This is a genomic window from Spartinivicinus ruber (genome assembly GCF_011009015.1).
Taxonomy (GTDB): domain Bacteria; phylum Pseudomonadota; class Gammaproteobacteria; order Pseudomonadales; family Zooshikellaceae; genus Spartinivicinus; species Spartinivicinus ruber.
Window position 1 is genome coordinate 5,119,974 of the sequence record NZ_CP048878.1, and the last position, 14,534, is coordinate 5,134,507.

Consider the following 14,534-nt stretch of genomic DNA (forward strand, 5'->3'; position numbering starts at 1 on the left):
GAATGAGTAGGTGGAAAAATAAGTTTAGTGTTCGATATAGAATAACAGACTATTCTTCCTCCACTCTTGAAGGGCCTTTCTTGGCCCGTCAAGAGCTAAAGCGACATCTTTGTCGCCGCTACACAGAATACCCTGCTACTCCATATCCATTAGCTTTTAACAACCTATTTTAAAGAAAGCTTGGGTGGAGAGGGTTATGTCCATAGCTTAGGGTAGTCAAGTTAACGAGTAATATTATGAAAAAAGTTTTCCAGTGGTTAAATAAACTGGAAGAGGTCATTTTATGCCTACTTCTGGTCGCCATGACACTTCTGGTGTTTATCGAAGTTGTCATGCGGTTTGGTTTTAACCAGGGCTTAATTTGGGCTGAAGAAGTTACCCTCTATTTAGGTGCTTGGTTAGTGTTATTTGGTGCCTCCTATGGGGTAAAAACTGGTGCTCATATTGGAGTGGATGCTTTTGTAAAAAAACTCCCTTCCCTATACCAACGACTGGTTGCACTACTCACTATCACTCTTTGCTTGGTATATTGTGGTTTATTTATTTACGGCGGCTGGATTTATCTTAGCAAACTGAAAATGATTGGCTTGGAAATGGAGGACTTGCCTATTCAAAAATGGCAAGCATCCAGCATTTTGGTAATCGGTTTTATTTTATTAGCACTGCGATTTATTCAAGTAGCAATTAAATTATTTAAGGGAGAAACCTCCACCTTACAGTTTGCTAATGAAGCAAAAGAAAGCATGTCCTTGGCAAAGGAAGGGAGTAAAGAATAATGACAACAGTTGCTTTATTTACCTTATTATTTTTATTTATGCTGCTTGGCATGCCTGTTGCCATTGCATTAGGTTTGTCCAGCATATTAACTATTTTATTTTTTTCCGATGTTTCTTTAGCCACTATCGCCTTAAAATTATTTGAATCGACTTCTCATCATTACACCTTACTGGCTATTCCTTTTTTTATTTTATCCTCCGGTTTTTTATCAACCGGTGGTGTAGCAAGACGGTTGATTGACTTTGCTTTAGCCGGTATTGGGCACATTAGAGGCGGCCTGGCAATGGCTTCCGTGTTAGCTTGTATGTTATTTGCGGCAGTTTCAGGCTCATCTCCAGCAACTGTTGCAGCCATTGGCTCTATAGTTATTGCCGGAATGGTTCGTGCAGGTTACCCCGAAAAATTTGCCGCAGGTGTTATAGCCAATGCAGGTACTTTAGGCATTCTCATTCCCCCTTCCATTGTTATGCTAGTCTATGCAGCAGCAACCGAAGTATCTGCTGCTAAAATGTTTATGGCTGGATTGATTCCAGGGTTAATGATGGGTGGCATTTTATTAGTGGCCATTTATATAGTAGCACGCATTAAAAATTTGCCAGCTCAGCAGTTCCCAGGCATTAAGCAATTGACCGTATCTGCAATTAAAGCAACTGGCGGTCTACTATTAATTGTCATTGTATTAGGCGCCATCTACGGCGGTATTGCCAGCCCAACCGAAGCTGCTGCTGTTGCCGCAATTTATGCATTTTTAGTCGCTGTATTTGGTTATAGAGACATTGGCCCTCTTAAAAATACCCCTTGGCGTTACCCTAATGAATCTGCCCTAAAAGCCATTTCTCGTAATGGCTGGCAAATGGTATTAGCTCTACCTAAATCAGTGGTAGATGCCGAGGTTAAAAAAGTTGTGTTAGAAGCAGCTAAAGTAAGTGTAATGCTGCTATTTATCATCGCCAATGCCATGTTGTTTGCTTATGTACTTACTAATGAGCAAATTCCTCACGCGATTGCCCAGACGATCGTGGAATGGGGCTTACCAGCCTGGGGATTCTTAATTGTTGTTAATATTCTATTGCTGATAGCTGGTAACTTCATGGAACCATCAGCAATCTTACTAATCATGGCGCCTATTTTATTTCCAATTGCCACTCAATTAGGTATCGACCCAATTCACCTGGGCATTATAATGGTAGTTAATATGGAAATTGGGATGCTCACACCACCAGTTGGACTCAATTTATTTGTTACAGCCGGTATTACTAACCAAAGTATTGGGTGGGTAATAAAAGCCGCCTTACCCTGGTTGATATTATTGCTAGGCTTTTTATTATTAATTACTTATATTCCATCAATCTCCTTATTTTTACCGGAGTATTTAGATAAGCTGCAAGGCTATTAGCTTGTAGCCAACCATTCTCTTCTATAGCAAAAGAGGCATGCAAGGAAGCAATGCCTTTCTATACACTTCGCTTTGGGTATATCTTATCAGTATCGACTGACTACTCACCCAAGTTGAGACTTGTTTTCAATTCTTCAAAACTATCACTCTTAAGCTTTGACTTTATTGCTAAACGCTTCCTAAAATTCTAGTCTGTATTTACAAAATATATAAATATAAAAGTTATTAGCAATGCTCCATTAGCTAACAACAAATAAAATTAAAAAGATACGCGGGGGAAATATGAGTAGTAAAACTCACCAGCCCAAACGGGAGTTTTTCACTAATCCTACCTGGCAAGCCATTTTTGAAAGCAACCATTTACACGGGTTTAAAGAGATATGGCAGTTTCCAGAGCAATGGGTAGAGCCCCCTAATCAGAGAAGAAATGGCTGGAGTGGCGTATCAAAAATTGAGTTACAATCACCTTCCAGTGAAAAGCATCCAGTATTTATCAAAAAACAATTGAATCATAACACTAAAACCATTCGCCACCCCATCCATGGCATTCCTACTTTTTCCCGTGAATTTAGCAATCTGCAACTACTTCAACAAAATAACATTCCTACTGCTGTACCGCTTTACTATGGTGAAATGCATACTAGTGAGGGCATGCAAGCCATTTTAATTACTCAGGAACTAGAAGGTTATTGCAGCCTTGAACAATGGTATCAACGCTATCGTTCCCAGCATTTATCCTCCTGGCAGTTAGTATTAAAAGCAGTAGCAAGATCAATCAAAGCATTACATGATAGTGGTTTTACCCATAACTGCTTATATCCAAAGCACATTTTCGTTAATGATGTGCCATCATCTGCCTCTTTTACTGCTAAGCTAATTGATTTAGAAAAAGCTAAACGCAACCCAATCAGAAAACAGCGATTCTATAAAGACCTTGCTCGTTTTATTCGCCACACAAAACACACTATGGCAAAACAAGATTTAGAGTATTTTGTTAGCCAATATTTAAACCATGGTTCTAGTATTAAAAATATGGCTATTTTCTATAATATTTTAGAAGGTGAGGACAGCGAATTAAATCCTATCCTAGCATAAGCGAGCATAGCTAAATAAACTTGTTTAAATAATCTTACCAATCGATTTTTCATAGACCTGCGAGCATAGCGCTTTATTTACCAGCGCTCGCAAAGCAGGTACTATTTCCTCCTCAAACCAAGGATTTTTCCTTAGCCACAAGGTATTTCGTGGTGAAGGATGGGGCAAAGGAAATAGACCAGGTAAACATTGCTGCCAGTTTTTTACCCTTTCAGTCAGTGTTTTATAATTATCCTGCAAATAATATTGCTGGGCATATTGACCAATCAGCAGAGTTAAGCGGATATCAGGCATATATTGCAACAATTGCTGATGCCAGGTTGGTGCACACTCTGGTCTGGGAGGTAAATCGCCACTTTTTCCTTTTCCTGGATAGCAAAAACCCATCGGCATTATGGCTATCTTTCGGACATCGTAAAAAGTGTCTCGACCCATCGCCAACCAGTTACGTAATCGATCACCACTTGGGTCATTCCAGGGAATTGAGGTTTTATGTACTTTAGTTCCTGGTGCCTGGCCTATTACTAACAGCCTGGCTGTTCCACTTACCCTTAATACAGGATTGGGTCCCAGTGGTAACTCTGCTTCACACAATCGGCAGGATTTTACTTGCTCCACCAATTGAATAAGATTAGGCGTAGACTTCTTTGACATAATGACTTAATCAACATCTCTCTAATATTGGTATTGAAACATTGATAAGGATAGCTTCGCAATCAGTTTCTACACTAGGGCCTGTTAACACGTTACTAGCGAGCTAGCTGCATTTAGTGAATAACAGATATTCAGCCATAAAAAATTAACAATAAATTAATTAATGTTTATTCCATCTTTAGTTAACAATAAAAGTACCTAATTATCATCATACCTAAGCTATATTTAGTAGCTTACCTGGTAGTGGAGGTGTTCTCAGTGCTACAAATGCTAGCCTAGGAATAAATTCTACTAAGCTAAATCTTCGATTAAATCGATACTGAAATTCAGCAAGATAACGTTGTGCATATTTAGCGCGAATAGCATGATAAGTACTACGTAAAGCACTTTTTAAGTTTCCAAGGATGGTGTTAACCCAATAAAATTCAGGTTCCTCTACTGATGCACGACCACCACCGCATACAATTTTATCATGAAGACAACCTGCTTCTATGACACCATTAAAACAGGCCAGTCCATCGGAGATTACGGTACTGCCCTTGGCCAAATTCTGCCTACTCCAAGCCGTTATCTCTTCTTTATTAAACCCTTTTAAAATGCTCAGTTTAATTCGTGTCGGTTGACCTTGTTTTGTTGTTTCTACGGCTGCTACAAAAGGTATTTTCCCATCTGCTCCCCTACCTCTTTTGCAACCTGTACGCTCACCACCAAGATAGGCATCATCAATTTCAATAAAACCCGACAATTGCTTGGTGCCTTCTCTTTCTTGCATCACTTTCATGAGCTTATGTTTCATTCTCCAGGCAGCTTGATAGGAAATACCTAAATGGCGATGTAATTCTATGGCTGATATACCTTTTTTGTCTTGGGAGATCAAATACATCCCTTGGAACCAAGTCTTTAATGGTAATTTGGTTGATTCAAAGATAGTACCTGCAGTTACAGATGTTTGCTGGTGACATTTATAGCACTGCTGAAGCTTTCTAGTAGTGAGTTGACAGCATTTGTCGTATCCACAATTGGGGCACTGAAAACCTTCTGGCCATCGCAATTTGTATAAGGTATTAAAGCATTGTTCTTCTGTACCATATTGTTTGAGAAACTCGTTTAAACTCAGGCCTTTTTGAAATTGAACTTTGTTGATAGCCATTATTTATACCTTCTCAATTAAGTTTCCATGCTGTTCAAATATACAGCAGTTAATGGCTTAGGTATAGTGATAATTAGGTAAAAGTATACTTATAACTTCCCATACGCACATTGTGTACTATACTTGCAGCCAACTGCATGAATAACCTATTGCAGGATCAGTTTTTAACTGAACAATAAGCAATACAAAAAAAACTACTGTTCAAAAAAATAATAGAAACTATCAAAGGACTGAAAAATGAGCGAAGTTATTGCCAAATTCCCAAATGCTCTTGACTCATATGCTATCGATCTTCAAATCGAGAACATGTCTAACTTCCATATTCGCAGTTTTGGTTTAAGCTCTTTAACTGCCAGATTTCCTGTCACCTGGGACTCTGTTGGTTCCTTTAATGGACCTGCAACTTTAGTAAAAACTACTGGGCTTGATACTAATGTGGTATTTTTCAAGTTTAGCGGTTTTAGCAATGGAGAAACTGTTAAATTTAAAGGAATGGACCCAGACTTTACCGGAGATATCAGTTCAGGCGTACATAACATTGATATAGAAGGCTCTACCGCTATCGTTCAATTGAGTAATGGCGAAACCCTTTTTGGTAAGTTTGAAGTAGATCATAAAGGTGATCTTACTGCTATTTTAACTAAAAAGTAGTAATATTATTAGAAGCCCCTTAAGCCATAGCGTCTGCTATGGCTTAATATTCGTCCTAGGTATTAGCAATTTAACTCTTTTTATCATCACTTGATTTAACTGGCTTTTTCGGTAAGTCTTTCAACAACTTCAAACTATTTTTATTTTTCACCAAGTCAATATATAACTTACCATCTAAATGGTCTGTTTCATGCTGAAAGATTTGTGCAAATAGCCCTGTTGCAATACCTTCTACTTCATCTCCCTCTATAGTGCTATAGCTATAACGTATTTTCTTATAACGAGGTACTTGAGTACCGTAAAAATGGGGTACCGAAAAACATCCCTCTACCATTTCTTGTACTTCATTACCAGTAGGAACATATTTTGGATTGATTGCTACTGTCCAGGGCAAGCTTTCAATATTTTTATCCTTTAATTTTTCTGGGATGCCTTTAGGCACTTGAAAAACAAAAATTCGCTTACCAATTCCAATTTGTGGTGCAGCCAAACCAACAGCATGATCCCCTTTTTTTACTTCTGTTAATAAGCGATTAGCAACAGTTTTAGTTTCCTCTGAGCCAATAAGTGCTGTAGATGACTTCTCTCGTAAAACACCACCAGTATAAGTAAAGTTATTAATATTAACTGCATCCTCAGTTGTTACAGTATTCAGATTTGAGCAAGCTGTAATAGACACTGTAGCTATTATAGCTGCAATCTGGACCACTCTATTTGTCGTACACATTAAATTAAATACCTTAATATAACCGCCATTAAATTTTCTTCGTATTAACTATACAAAATATTGTTTACAACATACATACTTTAATTTATGAAAAATTAGCTATTATTCGAACACAACCCTCGCTTCACTGCTTTTTTCGAAAGTTTTCCCTAACAATGGTGGCTTTTTCAACACCTTACGCATCTTACCTAAAACACCGCCTTTTTGAGGGAATACAACACGAAGCATATGTCTGCCGTACTCATAGCTATTAACCACCCCAGCCCCATGATAACCAGTCACTTTTAATTGATTAAAACCTTTATGCTTAAAAGCATCTGAAACACTTTTGGCTAATGGCTTCAAACTGTCAGAAAACTCTGCATAGCTTGGCATACCTGTCGAAGCTTTATCAAAACTTGTAAGCTGACAGATATCAGCACTCCAGCAAGATGTAATCCTGATATCTTTATAGTCCAGAGGTAAACCACCATTCTTTAACCTACTGGCCAAATCCGATGTATCTATTGCGCTGCCTGGATTTTTTGTAGAAATCAAATCAGAAGCTGCCTCACCGTGACCCTGAACGTATATTTTGGTGTCATCTCCTAAGGTACTGAAAAATTTACCCGCACCTTTATTATCTATGACATTATCTGTTTTAGATATCCATCTGTATGATTTTACGATATGATAACTTTTATAATAATTATAAATGGTTTTCTTACTCGATTCCCCAAGTATCTGTTTTAACTGATCTATACTTAGTATCTCCTCTGCAATCAATGGAATATTTTTAGCTTTAGCAGTATCTTCAATCTTCTTTACCAACTGAAAATAAACTGCATTTTTTTCATTAGATGCCCACTTAGATAAGCTATTCATAAACTGATCTTTATAAGCACTACTATCGACAATTGTTTTAAGTGGCGCCTTTCCCCCAATCATTTTAGTTGCATTATCGGAAATGACCATGTTTACAATATCTTCTGTACCAAAAGGCGCATAAAAATATCCCGTTTTACTGTTTCCACCAGCAAAATTTCCTACATGATGCAATGTCCATTGATCACTGCTATCTACTTTATATAACCAGTGCTGGTTTGCTTTGGTTTGAGGTTGATATAGGTAATATGAGCTATCAGATAAATTCTCTGTCCTGGCATTTCCCGCCACATTATGACTACGCCCTCTTTTCACTAATAGATAATGGCCATCATTAATCTGCAATGCAAACAAATCCTGTTGCACTTGTCCGCTGTTGTCCAAATAGTGATACAACTTATTGGTGCTATTTACTCGCTGACCAACATGACTACTTAGATCCTCAACTCGATACTGCTTGTTCAATTTACTTACTATCGATTGTTGGGATATATTTACACTGCCTATAGATTCATTCCCCACCCTAGAAATAAGCTTACCACTGAAGCGATTTAACCCATTCGTTGACAACCGCTTAACTGATTTACCAATTGCCATTGCAATATCAAGATTTGAAGCATCTAGGGCAATATTTTTCAATGATTTAGCTAGCCCTTTGGCAAAAACAGCACTTGCCTTACTTAAGCCTTTAATTCCCTGTTTAACAGCCCCTCGCGCCAATGCTTTAGAAGTCCCCCGCAGGATTGACGTTGATGCTTTAGCACCTTTAGATAAAGGACCTAAACTTGGGATGATACTCATGGAGTCTGTCACTAGGCTCGATAAAAGATTATTAGGATCAGCGTAATCATCTCCACTTGCTTCATTGATAGCTTCTAATGTACTTAACCCAGGTATAAAACCTTTCAAAAAATTTATAAAGATTTGACTGGCAGTCAAATCTTTATAACTTGACTTACTCGCTATAAATTGATTCTTAAAATACAGCTGATACTTTTGTTTCATTATGCCCGACTCGATATGGCATATCAGCTCCTCTTTTCTTACATGCTGGGGCACCCCGTCAGGCATAGAATCATATGGTTTTCTACAACTACCAAAAAGTAGCTCATCAACGTTAGTTTGATACCTTTTGTTTGTCGGGTAAAGTGCTGTAAAAGACCTATCCCAGTATGACACTTCCCCCGTTTTTTTATCGATTTTAAACCATGGTGCCCCTTCTTCAGATTGCTTTGGTTTAAAGCCAAGAAATACTGGCTCAGGCAAGTCATAAATCACTTGACTGCTAAATCTTTGGACTTTGTTAATTCTATAATATTTACCTTGATCGAATTGATCTAATGCACTCTTACCGCCTAGCTGAAAAATATCAAGCCGTAAAGTATTCACTTTCAGATCAATAATTTTATCTGCGGACTCATTATAGGATCGACTCCAAATATCATTAAGATCAATTTTATCATTAATGCCTAGGTATGGGCTTCCCTTTACAGTAAGGTTATCAAATAGCTGATTATCATTACCCAGGGCGCCGATCATGAGCTTTCCTTGATAATCCTGAGCGTTTCCAGTTTCAAGAAATATTTTGATGAGTTCCTCTTTGTCTGTCTCACTAGTTAACCGCTCCCAAACATCTAATGACTGCAATATTTCCTGAGCTACTTCCTTACGAGAAGGTAAACTTATATAACCTTGGGAGTCGAATATAATAGAAAAGTCTGTTTGTGTAACCCAATCAACATATTCAAGCTGAAGTTCATAATTAGTACGCACATAGGTGACATCAGCAAGCTCAACATTTTTTCCTTGAATTAGCGCAAGCAGTAATGCTGCTTGATATGCAGGAGAATCTAAAAAGGTTTGAGCAGAAACCTGGTTATAGTTGTTTTGAGATTCATAAAAAACAGCTAGCAGCCCCTCTGGTGTATAATCACTTATATCAACCCCCTTCTCTAGTAATATTTTTTTGGCCACTGTCGCTTGTACGTTATATATGGAACCATACTTAAAAAAGTAATCTGCCCCAACTTCTTCAAGTGCAATAGCAACCACCAGCTCTGATAACTCATTATTTTCACCAAAAATAATTTCAGCTATTTCACCGCTTTTCTTCCCCTCTGCTCCACTAATAAATCGAACACCATTATGATCTTGCAATACGATTTTATCTGTTTTTAGACTAAATACAGCATCTGCAAAATTTAGGTTTTGTCTATCTATTGTACGAACTTCTAAATACATAAAGGCAGCGATAATTTGAGGCGTTATGAAATCACTTTCTGATCCACTCTCATTTTCAGATGCCACACTAAAGGGTTTCAATTGATCAAATAGCAATAACAACTCCTCACCAGTTGCTGTATCTGCTTTTGGATTCAAGCTGTCTTGAAGGGTTCGTAGTGCAATAGAGGCTTTAATATTTAGTTCTGTGCCATAAGGAAAATAGCTGTCAAGCCCAACTGCTCTAAAAGCACTCTTGAGTAATGCTTCAGCAAATGGTTGAGAAAATTCAGTATAGTGTTCTCGGGCTAACTTCTCAATCGTTTTGCCTATGTAAGACACATCCATCAAATAACCTGTTTCCTGATCAAACCCCAATCTACTTAGCACCTGATTAGCAGTCACGTCAGGACCAGGAATAAACACGTTATCTGCATATAATTTTCCTAAGAGGGTGCCATTAATATCATAAGCCTGTTCTGCTACTTCCACCTCACGCTCAATTTCTTCTTCATTAGATAATAAATTGAGATGATAGTTAGTATGATTGTTTGATTCGGATAATACCTTATTAATTTGGGATTCTGTAGAATATAAATTAAATGAAATTAAAGTACCAAGACTTACTACTGACAGTTTTTCAAACAACTTTTTCACGTTATGTCCAAATTTATTAGTTCAAGACTGATTCAATACATATATCTAGCTTTATTAACATCAGCCATACTACACAAGCAACGCTTTTTACAAAACTTACAGTTTGATAGTTAAATGCTTATACAACATTTGCAATATATCTATAAAAAGTAGATTTGTGATAGATATCATAGATAAAGAAAAATAAAACTTTCTTTTCTTACTATACTCTTTGCGAATAATTTTGAGGCTTTGTTACCATCATTCTTGACCAGCAAGGATGGTGATAATGCAATTTAGGAAAGGTAGTATGGATATCACTAATTAGAGCATCGCAGAAGCAATTGCCGAGGCGTCAACTACCCCAATCATTTAGTTTACTATATTTCAGGGCTTCATCTCTCCGTTGTCTCACCTAAATTACCCTACTCCGAGAGTATTTACCGACTAATTTTCACACCTAAAAAATAATCCATGATCGGTATAATTTACTAAAGAGTCAATTTAAGCATTACACTCAGCCAACAAAAAAATAACCATATATTTTTTTACTACTAAATAAGCCTGTCTTGTTTATACTATAACAATACAGGCTTATTTAATTATTTTATAAAGTCTGCTTAAAAATCAACTAAAGTAAGGTAATTGAATCCAACCTGAATCTGGGTCATTACCAAAGCAATCTAGCCCTGCAAATATTTCATACCGATGAGTAGCATTAAGCCCACAGTAACAAGGCTTACAATCTTCAGGAAAACTCACAGCCTGAACCCACTCATGTTCCGTGTCAGCAGACAACACTTGTTCCTCACTCACTATGTATTCATATTCATAGGTTATCTGCGACCGGTGTTCAGAGTCTGAGATTGACCGTGTATCACCTGCTTGATTGGTTTCGGTATAAGTGACATCAACTTCTACTTCCTCTATACCTCTAACTTTTAAGTAAACTTTATCAATTGTTACCGGTTCACTTTTAGTCATAGCGTGAATTACAATATTGAAAGGTTCATTAAGCTTCGGCTCTTCAAACTCTACTGATACTTCTGCCGCGCCTCCTGTAACCATATTAATTGCAGACTTAAGCTTGCCAAAAACACTCATTTTAACCACCTTTCATTCCATTGCAGTAGCAATAACACTTAGTGTTATCAGGTAACCTTTCTATCACTATAGTATGGTTCGCTGCATAATATCTACAAAAGCAACTGCCTAGAAACAGTTGTATATAACTACATAGTTATTTATTATCCATAAAATCTTAATTTTATATTTCACCACATTTTTTAATGATTTTAGTGGCCACTTTCCTTCATCCTCATTCATAACTAAAAGCTGGGCTCTCTTAGGCCTGTATGGTTCAGAAAAACGTGCTAACTATTCTCTTTCAGGAGTTTTTTATGCCAACCCTAAGACATCACTTCTACCTCTTCTGATTTGCTTATCACTTCTTTTCAAAAGCATTTCAATAAATTTTATATTACATTTTGCATCAACAAATATATTTTATATTAGCTCTATATCTAAAAATATCTAAATCACTAAACGCTTGAACTATCACAACTTGATATGGAGGGTAATGCGCCAGCGGCATCAAATAGCTGCCTTTTATGCAGTTAGCTAAATTCTTGGTAACCAAGAATATCTTTATTACCACCAACTACCATGTCATTTAATTGATAGCTCCCCTCCAACACTCTGAATTACCAAAGTGGCTTTATGCTAAATAACAGCTATAGCCTGCACTCTATACTTTCATTATTTAACTTCTAAAAAATAATACCCTTCTGCTATAAAAAGAGCTTATCAGCCAATGATTATTATTAACCTCTATACTAAATATGTAATTTAGATAAAAGTTTTCATTAAAAAACATCATTTTTTGGATATAGCCCAATGAAATCATGGCCTTCAGTGTTGTCAGACTCGTTACAGTTTATACTGACTTCTGCGAAGATAAAAACTCACTTTTTAATAACTATACAGTTATCTTTATTCTTTTGTGTAGCCAGTACTCATACTGCTGCAAAAGAGTTAAAGCTAGCACTGGGAATGGTTGATTATCCTCCTTATTATTTTCAAGATGATCAAGACACTATTCGGGGTATCTCTGCTGAAACTGCCCAGAAACTTGCTAAGCAGTTAAACCACAAAATAATATTTAAACGCTATCCTTTTGGGCGAGTAGTTTTATATCTTCAAACAGGAGAAGCTGATATGGTTTGTCAGTTTTTCAATACTCCTGACAGAGCAAAGGCTGTTATTTATACGGGTGTTCCTCATGCATTTGAATCAGCCTGGATGTTTATCAAAAAGGGAAGCAATATCAATTATCAAAACAACTTGCAAGAATTAAGTAACTACCGGTTTGGAGGTGTCATTGGTTATTCATTTGGCAAAGCATACGATACTGCTAATTACTTAAATAAACAAAATGCGGTTAGTGAGCAGGAGCAAATTAAGATGCTGTTGGCAGGTAGATTTGACATTGCTTTAGGCACCAAGCCTACTATTATCTACCACGCAAAGAGAATGCAAGTACTCGATCAGATTGAGTTTTTAACCCCAACACTGGCTGATTCTCCTGTATATATGGCTTTTTCAAGAGCAAGAGATGACGCTTATGAATTAGCCGCGAAATTTACAGAAGCACTGGTTGAATATAAGAAAACTGACGAATATCGACAACTGCTAAAAAAATATCATTTTGAATATCCAAAGTTCCCCTCATCTGACTAAGTCTTTTTTTAAACCAGAAATAAAAACTATATTAAGCTATTTTATAGCAAAAAAATCTCCCATCTTAAGTAAACTTACTTAACAAAAAATTCATTACTATACCGCTCTCGAATAAATTTTAGTGTTTATTGTCCTTGTTAAGCACCAGTCATTTATAAAAATATAAACTCATGGAGGGCAAGTCTGATACAAAAAGGCTTGCAATAGCTACTTAAATTTACATAAAAGTGCCACAAGAACTCACCATTCGATGCCCCCTAAAAATCATTCGCTTTGGCTATATAGTAATGAAGCTTTTTTTTAATATTAGTAATACACTGTATTATTAATATAAAAGTCTTGCTCACACCTAGGGCAATTCGATTTTATTTCCAGCCCTGATTGGGTTTTTGCAGGAATTAAATCATCATGATCCAAAATATGATACTCTTCAGTATCAATAAAATCGAATCGCATTTTACACGCTGGGCAATTCACCCAAAGCTGAACTTTCCACTCAGCAGTCACTGCAACCATCTGCTCCCCCTAAATTCTGCCCTTTTGCGAATGGCCTTATACTGTTCTCGAGTGTTTTTTAGCGTTTGTTGTCTTCACGCCTCACCCAATTACCTATTATTTATAAGCTCATGGGGTTTCGTCGCTTGACAGCCTCTCCTAAAAAAACTCGCATCGACCATATCCTCATGCTTTTTGGATATATACTCCTAGGCATGGGATTTAATTAAACATGTTCGTTCTTATCTAAAGAAATTTACTTTTTAAACTGCCTGTTGTTATTGGCATCACATAAATAACTAAAAACAAATCTATAATCAAGCAGTCGTATGATTTTTTTTAATTAAAAGATTAATCGCTCAAATTATCGCCGTTATTGCAGAGGGACAACCACTTCCTTCGACCAATTTTAAGACAGCTACCAACAGCAAAATATCAGCAGCGGGTAATTGATCCAGATGGGCCAGATTTTCAATTGCAAGCTTTTGGTTACTTAATAAAGCTTGATTAATACCAAAATGGTTATCATGGGGCGAGTCTAAACCATGGGTGTCAATGCCTAACCCTGCTATTTCTCGCTGGTGGATTAAAAATTCAACTGCTTGCTGCGATACACTAGGAAACTGGGCAATACCATCAGCTCCTACATTGAAATATTCTTTGGGAGCAAGCCAGTACTCAGACCACCCAGTCAACACAAGCAGTACTTCTCCTTTTCGAATCGGACGCTGATGTTGTTCCCAGCGTAATATATCACCAACCGTTAACTGGTAAGTGACTTCTTCATCAACAGCCTCTCGAATATCAATACACACCGCAGGTAATATCCAGTGGCTGCGTTGCATCGAGGCAATATCATCCCCTTCATCAATAAAACTTTTGCTAGCATTCAAGTGAGTCCCACTATGCTCTCCCATAGTAAAACTCCGTAGAAAATAGCCATCTGGCAAGTAATCTGCCACTTGGGTAAAAACAACCTTGGGGTCTTCAGACCATAATGGAATATTTGAGTCAATAGAGTGGCTTAAATCAATCTGTTGACGCCCGAGTAGTTGATTAATCCATGCAGTAGGATGGTGCGCCGCCATATTAATTAACAATTTTGATTATGATGTTAGCGGAAGTTTTAA

12 protein-coding genes are annotated in these 14,534 nt (G+C 37.2%); 5 read left to right on the forward strand and 7 right to left on the reverse strand.

The window, feature by feature from the left end; translation table 11 throughout:
* Positions 1-236 precede the first annotated feature (236 nt).
* From G4Y78_RS23285 to G4Y78_RS23295, 3 genes are all read left to right on the forward strand, one after another.
* A complete protein-coding gene (locus G4Y78_RS23285; RefSeq protein ID WP_163835281.1) occupies positions 237-776 on the forward strand; it encodes a TRAP transporter small permease in 540 nt (179 codons plus the stop codon).
* Positions 776-2,173, forward strand: coding sequence for a TRAP transporter large permease (locus G4Y78_RS23290; RefSeq protein ID WP_163835282.1), 1,398 nt, complete (start codon positions 776-778; stop codon positions 2,171-2,173). The genes G4Y78_RS23285 and G4Y78_RS23290 overlap by 1 nt, the downstream gene beginning before the upstream one ends.
* Before the next feature lie 282 nt (positions 2,174-2,455).
* The gene (locus G4Y78_RS23295; RefSeq protein WP_163835283.1) at positions 2,456-3,268 is read left to right on the forward strand and encodes a lipopolysaccharide kinase InaA family protein; all 813 of its coding nucleotides are present in this window, start codon (positions 2,456-2,458) and stop codon (positions 3,266-3,268) included.
* 24 nt (positions 3,269-3,292) lie between these two features.
* On the opposite strand, the gene G4Y78_RS23300 is transcribed toward G4Y78_RS23295, so the two are convergent.
* A complete protein-coding gene (locus G4Y78_RS23300) occupies positions 3,293-3,922 on the reverse strand; it encodes a uracil-DNA glycosylase family protein (protein ID WP_163835284.1) in 630 nt (209 codons plus the stop codon).
* A gap of 214 nt (positions 3,923-4,136) precedes the next feature.
* Positions 4,137-5,072: an IS1595 family transposase gene (locus G4Y78_RS23305; RefSeq protein ID WP_163830705.1), complete on the reverse strand. Its 936-nt coding sequence runs from the start codon at positions 5,070-5,072 to the stop codon at positions 4,137-4,139.
* Positions 5,073-5,309: 237 nt separating this feature from the next.
* On the opposite strand from G4Y78_RS23305, the gene G4Y78_RS23310 reads away from it, so the two are divergent.
* A complete protein-coding gene (locus G4Y78_RS23310) occupies positions 5,310-5,723 on the forward strand; it encodes a hypothetical protein (protein WP_163835285.1) in 414 nt (137 codons plus the stop codon).
* A 70-nt stretch (positions 5,724-5,793) separates the two neighbouring features.
* Here G4Y78_RS23310 and G4Y78_RS23315 read toward each other — a convergent pair whose 3' ends face one another.
* The 3 genes from G4Y78_RS23315 to G4Y78_RS23325 form a co-directional block, all read right to left on the reverse strand.
* A complete protein-coding gene (locus tag G4Y78_RS23315) occupies positions 5,794-6,450 on the reverse strand; it encodes a peptide deformylase (protein ID WP_163835286.1) in 657 nt (218 codons plus the stop codon).
* Positions 6,451-6,552: 102 nt separating this feature from the next.
* Complete coding sequence (locus tag G4Y78_RS23320; protein ID WP_163835287.1) at positions 6,553-10,182, reverse strand: hypothetical protein; 3,630 nt, start codon at positions 10,180-10,182, stop codon at positions 6,553-6,555.
* Between the two features lie 615 nt (positions 10,183-10,797).
* A complete protein-coding gene (locus G4Y78_RS23325) occupies positions 10,798-11,274 on the reverse strand; it encodes a hypothetical protein (RefSeq protein WP_163835288.1) in 477 nt (158 codons plus the stop codon).
* A 792-nt stretch (positions 11,275-12,066) separates the two neighbouring features.
* On the opposite strand from G4Y78_RS23325, the gene G4Y78_RS23330 reads away from it, so the two are divergent.
* Positions 12,067-12,909, forward strand: a complete 843-nt coding sequence (locus tag G4Y78_RS23330; RefSeq protein WP_163835289.1) for a substrate-binding periplasmic protein — start codon at positions 12,067-12,069, stop codon at positions 12,907-12,909.
* Positions 12,910-13,215: 306 nt separating this feature from the next.
* On the opposite strand, the gene G4Y78_RS23335 is transcribed toward G4Y78_RS23330, so the two are convergent.
* Positions 13,216-13,425, reverse strand: coding sequence for a hypothetical protein (locus G4Y78_RS23335; RefSeq protein ID WP_163835290.1), 210 nt, complete (start codon positions 13,423-13,425; stop codon positions 13,216-13,218).
* A gap of 338 nt (positions 13,426-13,763) precedes the next feature.
* Positions 13,764-14,492: a cyclase family protein gene (locus G4Y78_RS23340; protein ID WP_163835291.1), complete on the reverse strand. Its 729-nt coding sequence runs from the start codon at positions 14,490-14,492 to the stop codon at positions 13,764-13,766.
* Positions 14,493-14,534: the final 42 nt, after the last annotated feature.

Coding starts and splice junctions, on each gene's coding strand:
- G4Y78_RS23290 (WP_163835282.1), top strand. CDS start 776: ATGACAACAGTTGCTTTATTTACCTTATTATTTTTATTTATGCTGCTT.
- G4Y78_RS23315 (WP_163835286.1), bottom strand. CDS start 6,450: ATGTGTACGACAAATAGAGTGGTCCAGATTGCAGCTATAATAGCTACA.
- G4Y78_RS23310 (WP_163835285.1), top strand. CDS start 5,310: ATGAGCGAAGTTATTGCCAAATTCCCAAATGCTCTTGACTCATATGCT.
- G4Y78_RS23295 (WP_163835283.1), top strand. CDS start 2,456: ATGAGTAGTAAAACTCACCAGCCCAAACGGGAGTTTTTCACTAATCCT.
- G4Y78_RS23285 (WP_163835281.1), top strand. CDS start 237: ATGAAAAAAGTTTTCCAGTGGTTAAATAAACTGGAAGAGGTCATTTTA.
- G4Y78_RS23330 (WP_163835289.1), top strand. CDS start 12,067: ATGAAATCATGGCCTTCAGTGTTGTCAGACTCGTTACAGTTTATACTG.
- G4Y78_RS23305 (WP_163830705.1), bottom strand. CDS start 5,072: ATGGCTATCAACAAAGTTCAATTTCAAAAAGGCCTGAGTTTAAACGAG.
- G4Y78_RS23340 (WP_163835291.1), bottom strand. CDS start 14,492: ATGGCGGCGCACCATCCTACTGCATGGATTAATCAACTACTCGGGCGT.
- G4Y78_RS23300 (WP_163835284.1), bottom strand. CDS start 3,922: ATGTCAAAGAAGTCTACGCCTAATCTTATTCAATTGGTGGAGCAAGTA.
- G4Y78_RS23335 (WP_163835290.1), bottom strand. CDS start 13,425: ATGGTTGCAGTGACTGCTGAGTGGAAAGTTCAGCTTTGGGTGAATTGC.
- G4Y78_RS23325 (WP_163835288.1), bottom strand. CDS start 11,274: ATGAGTGTTTTTGGCAAGCTTAAGTCTGCAATTAATATGGTTACAGGA.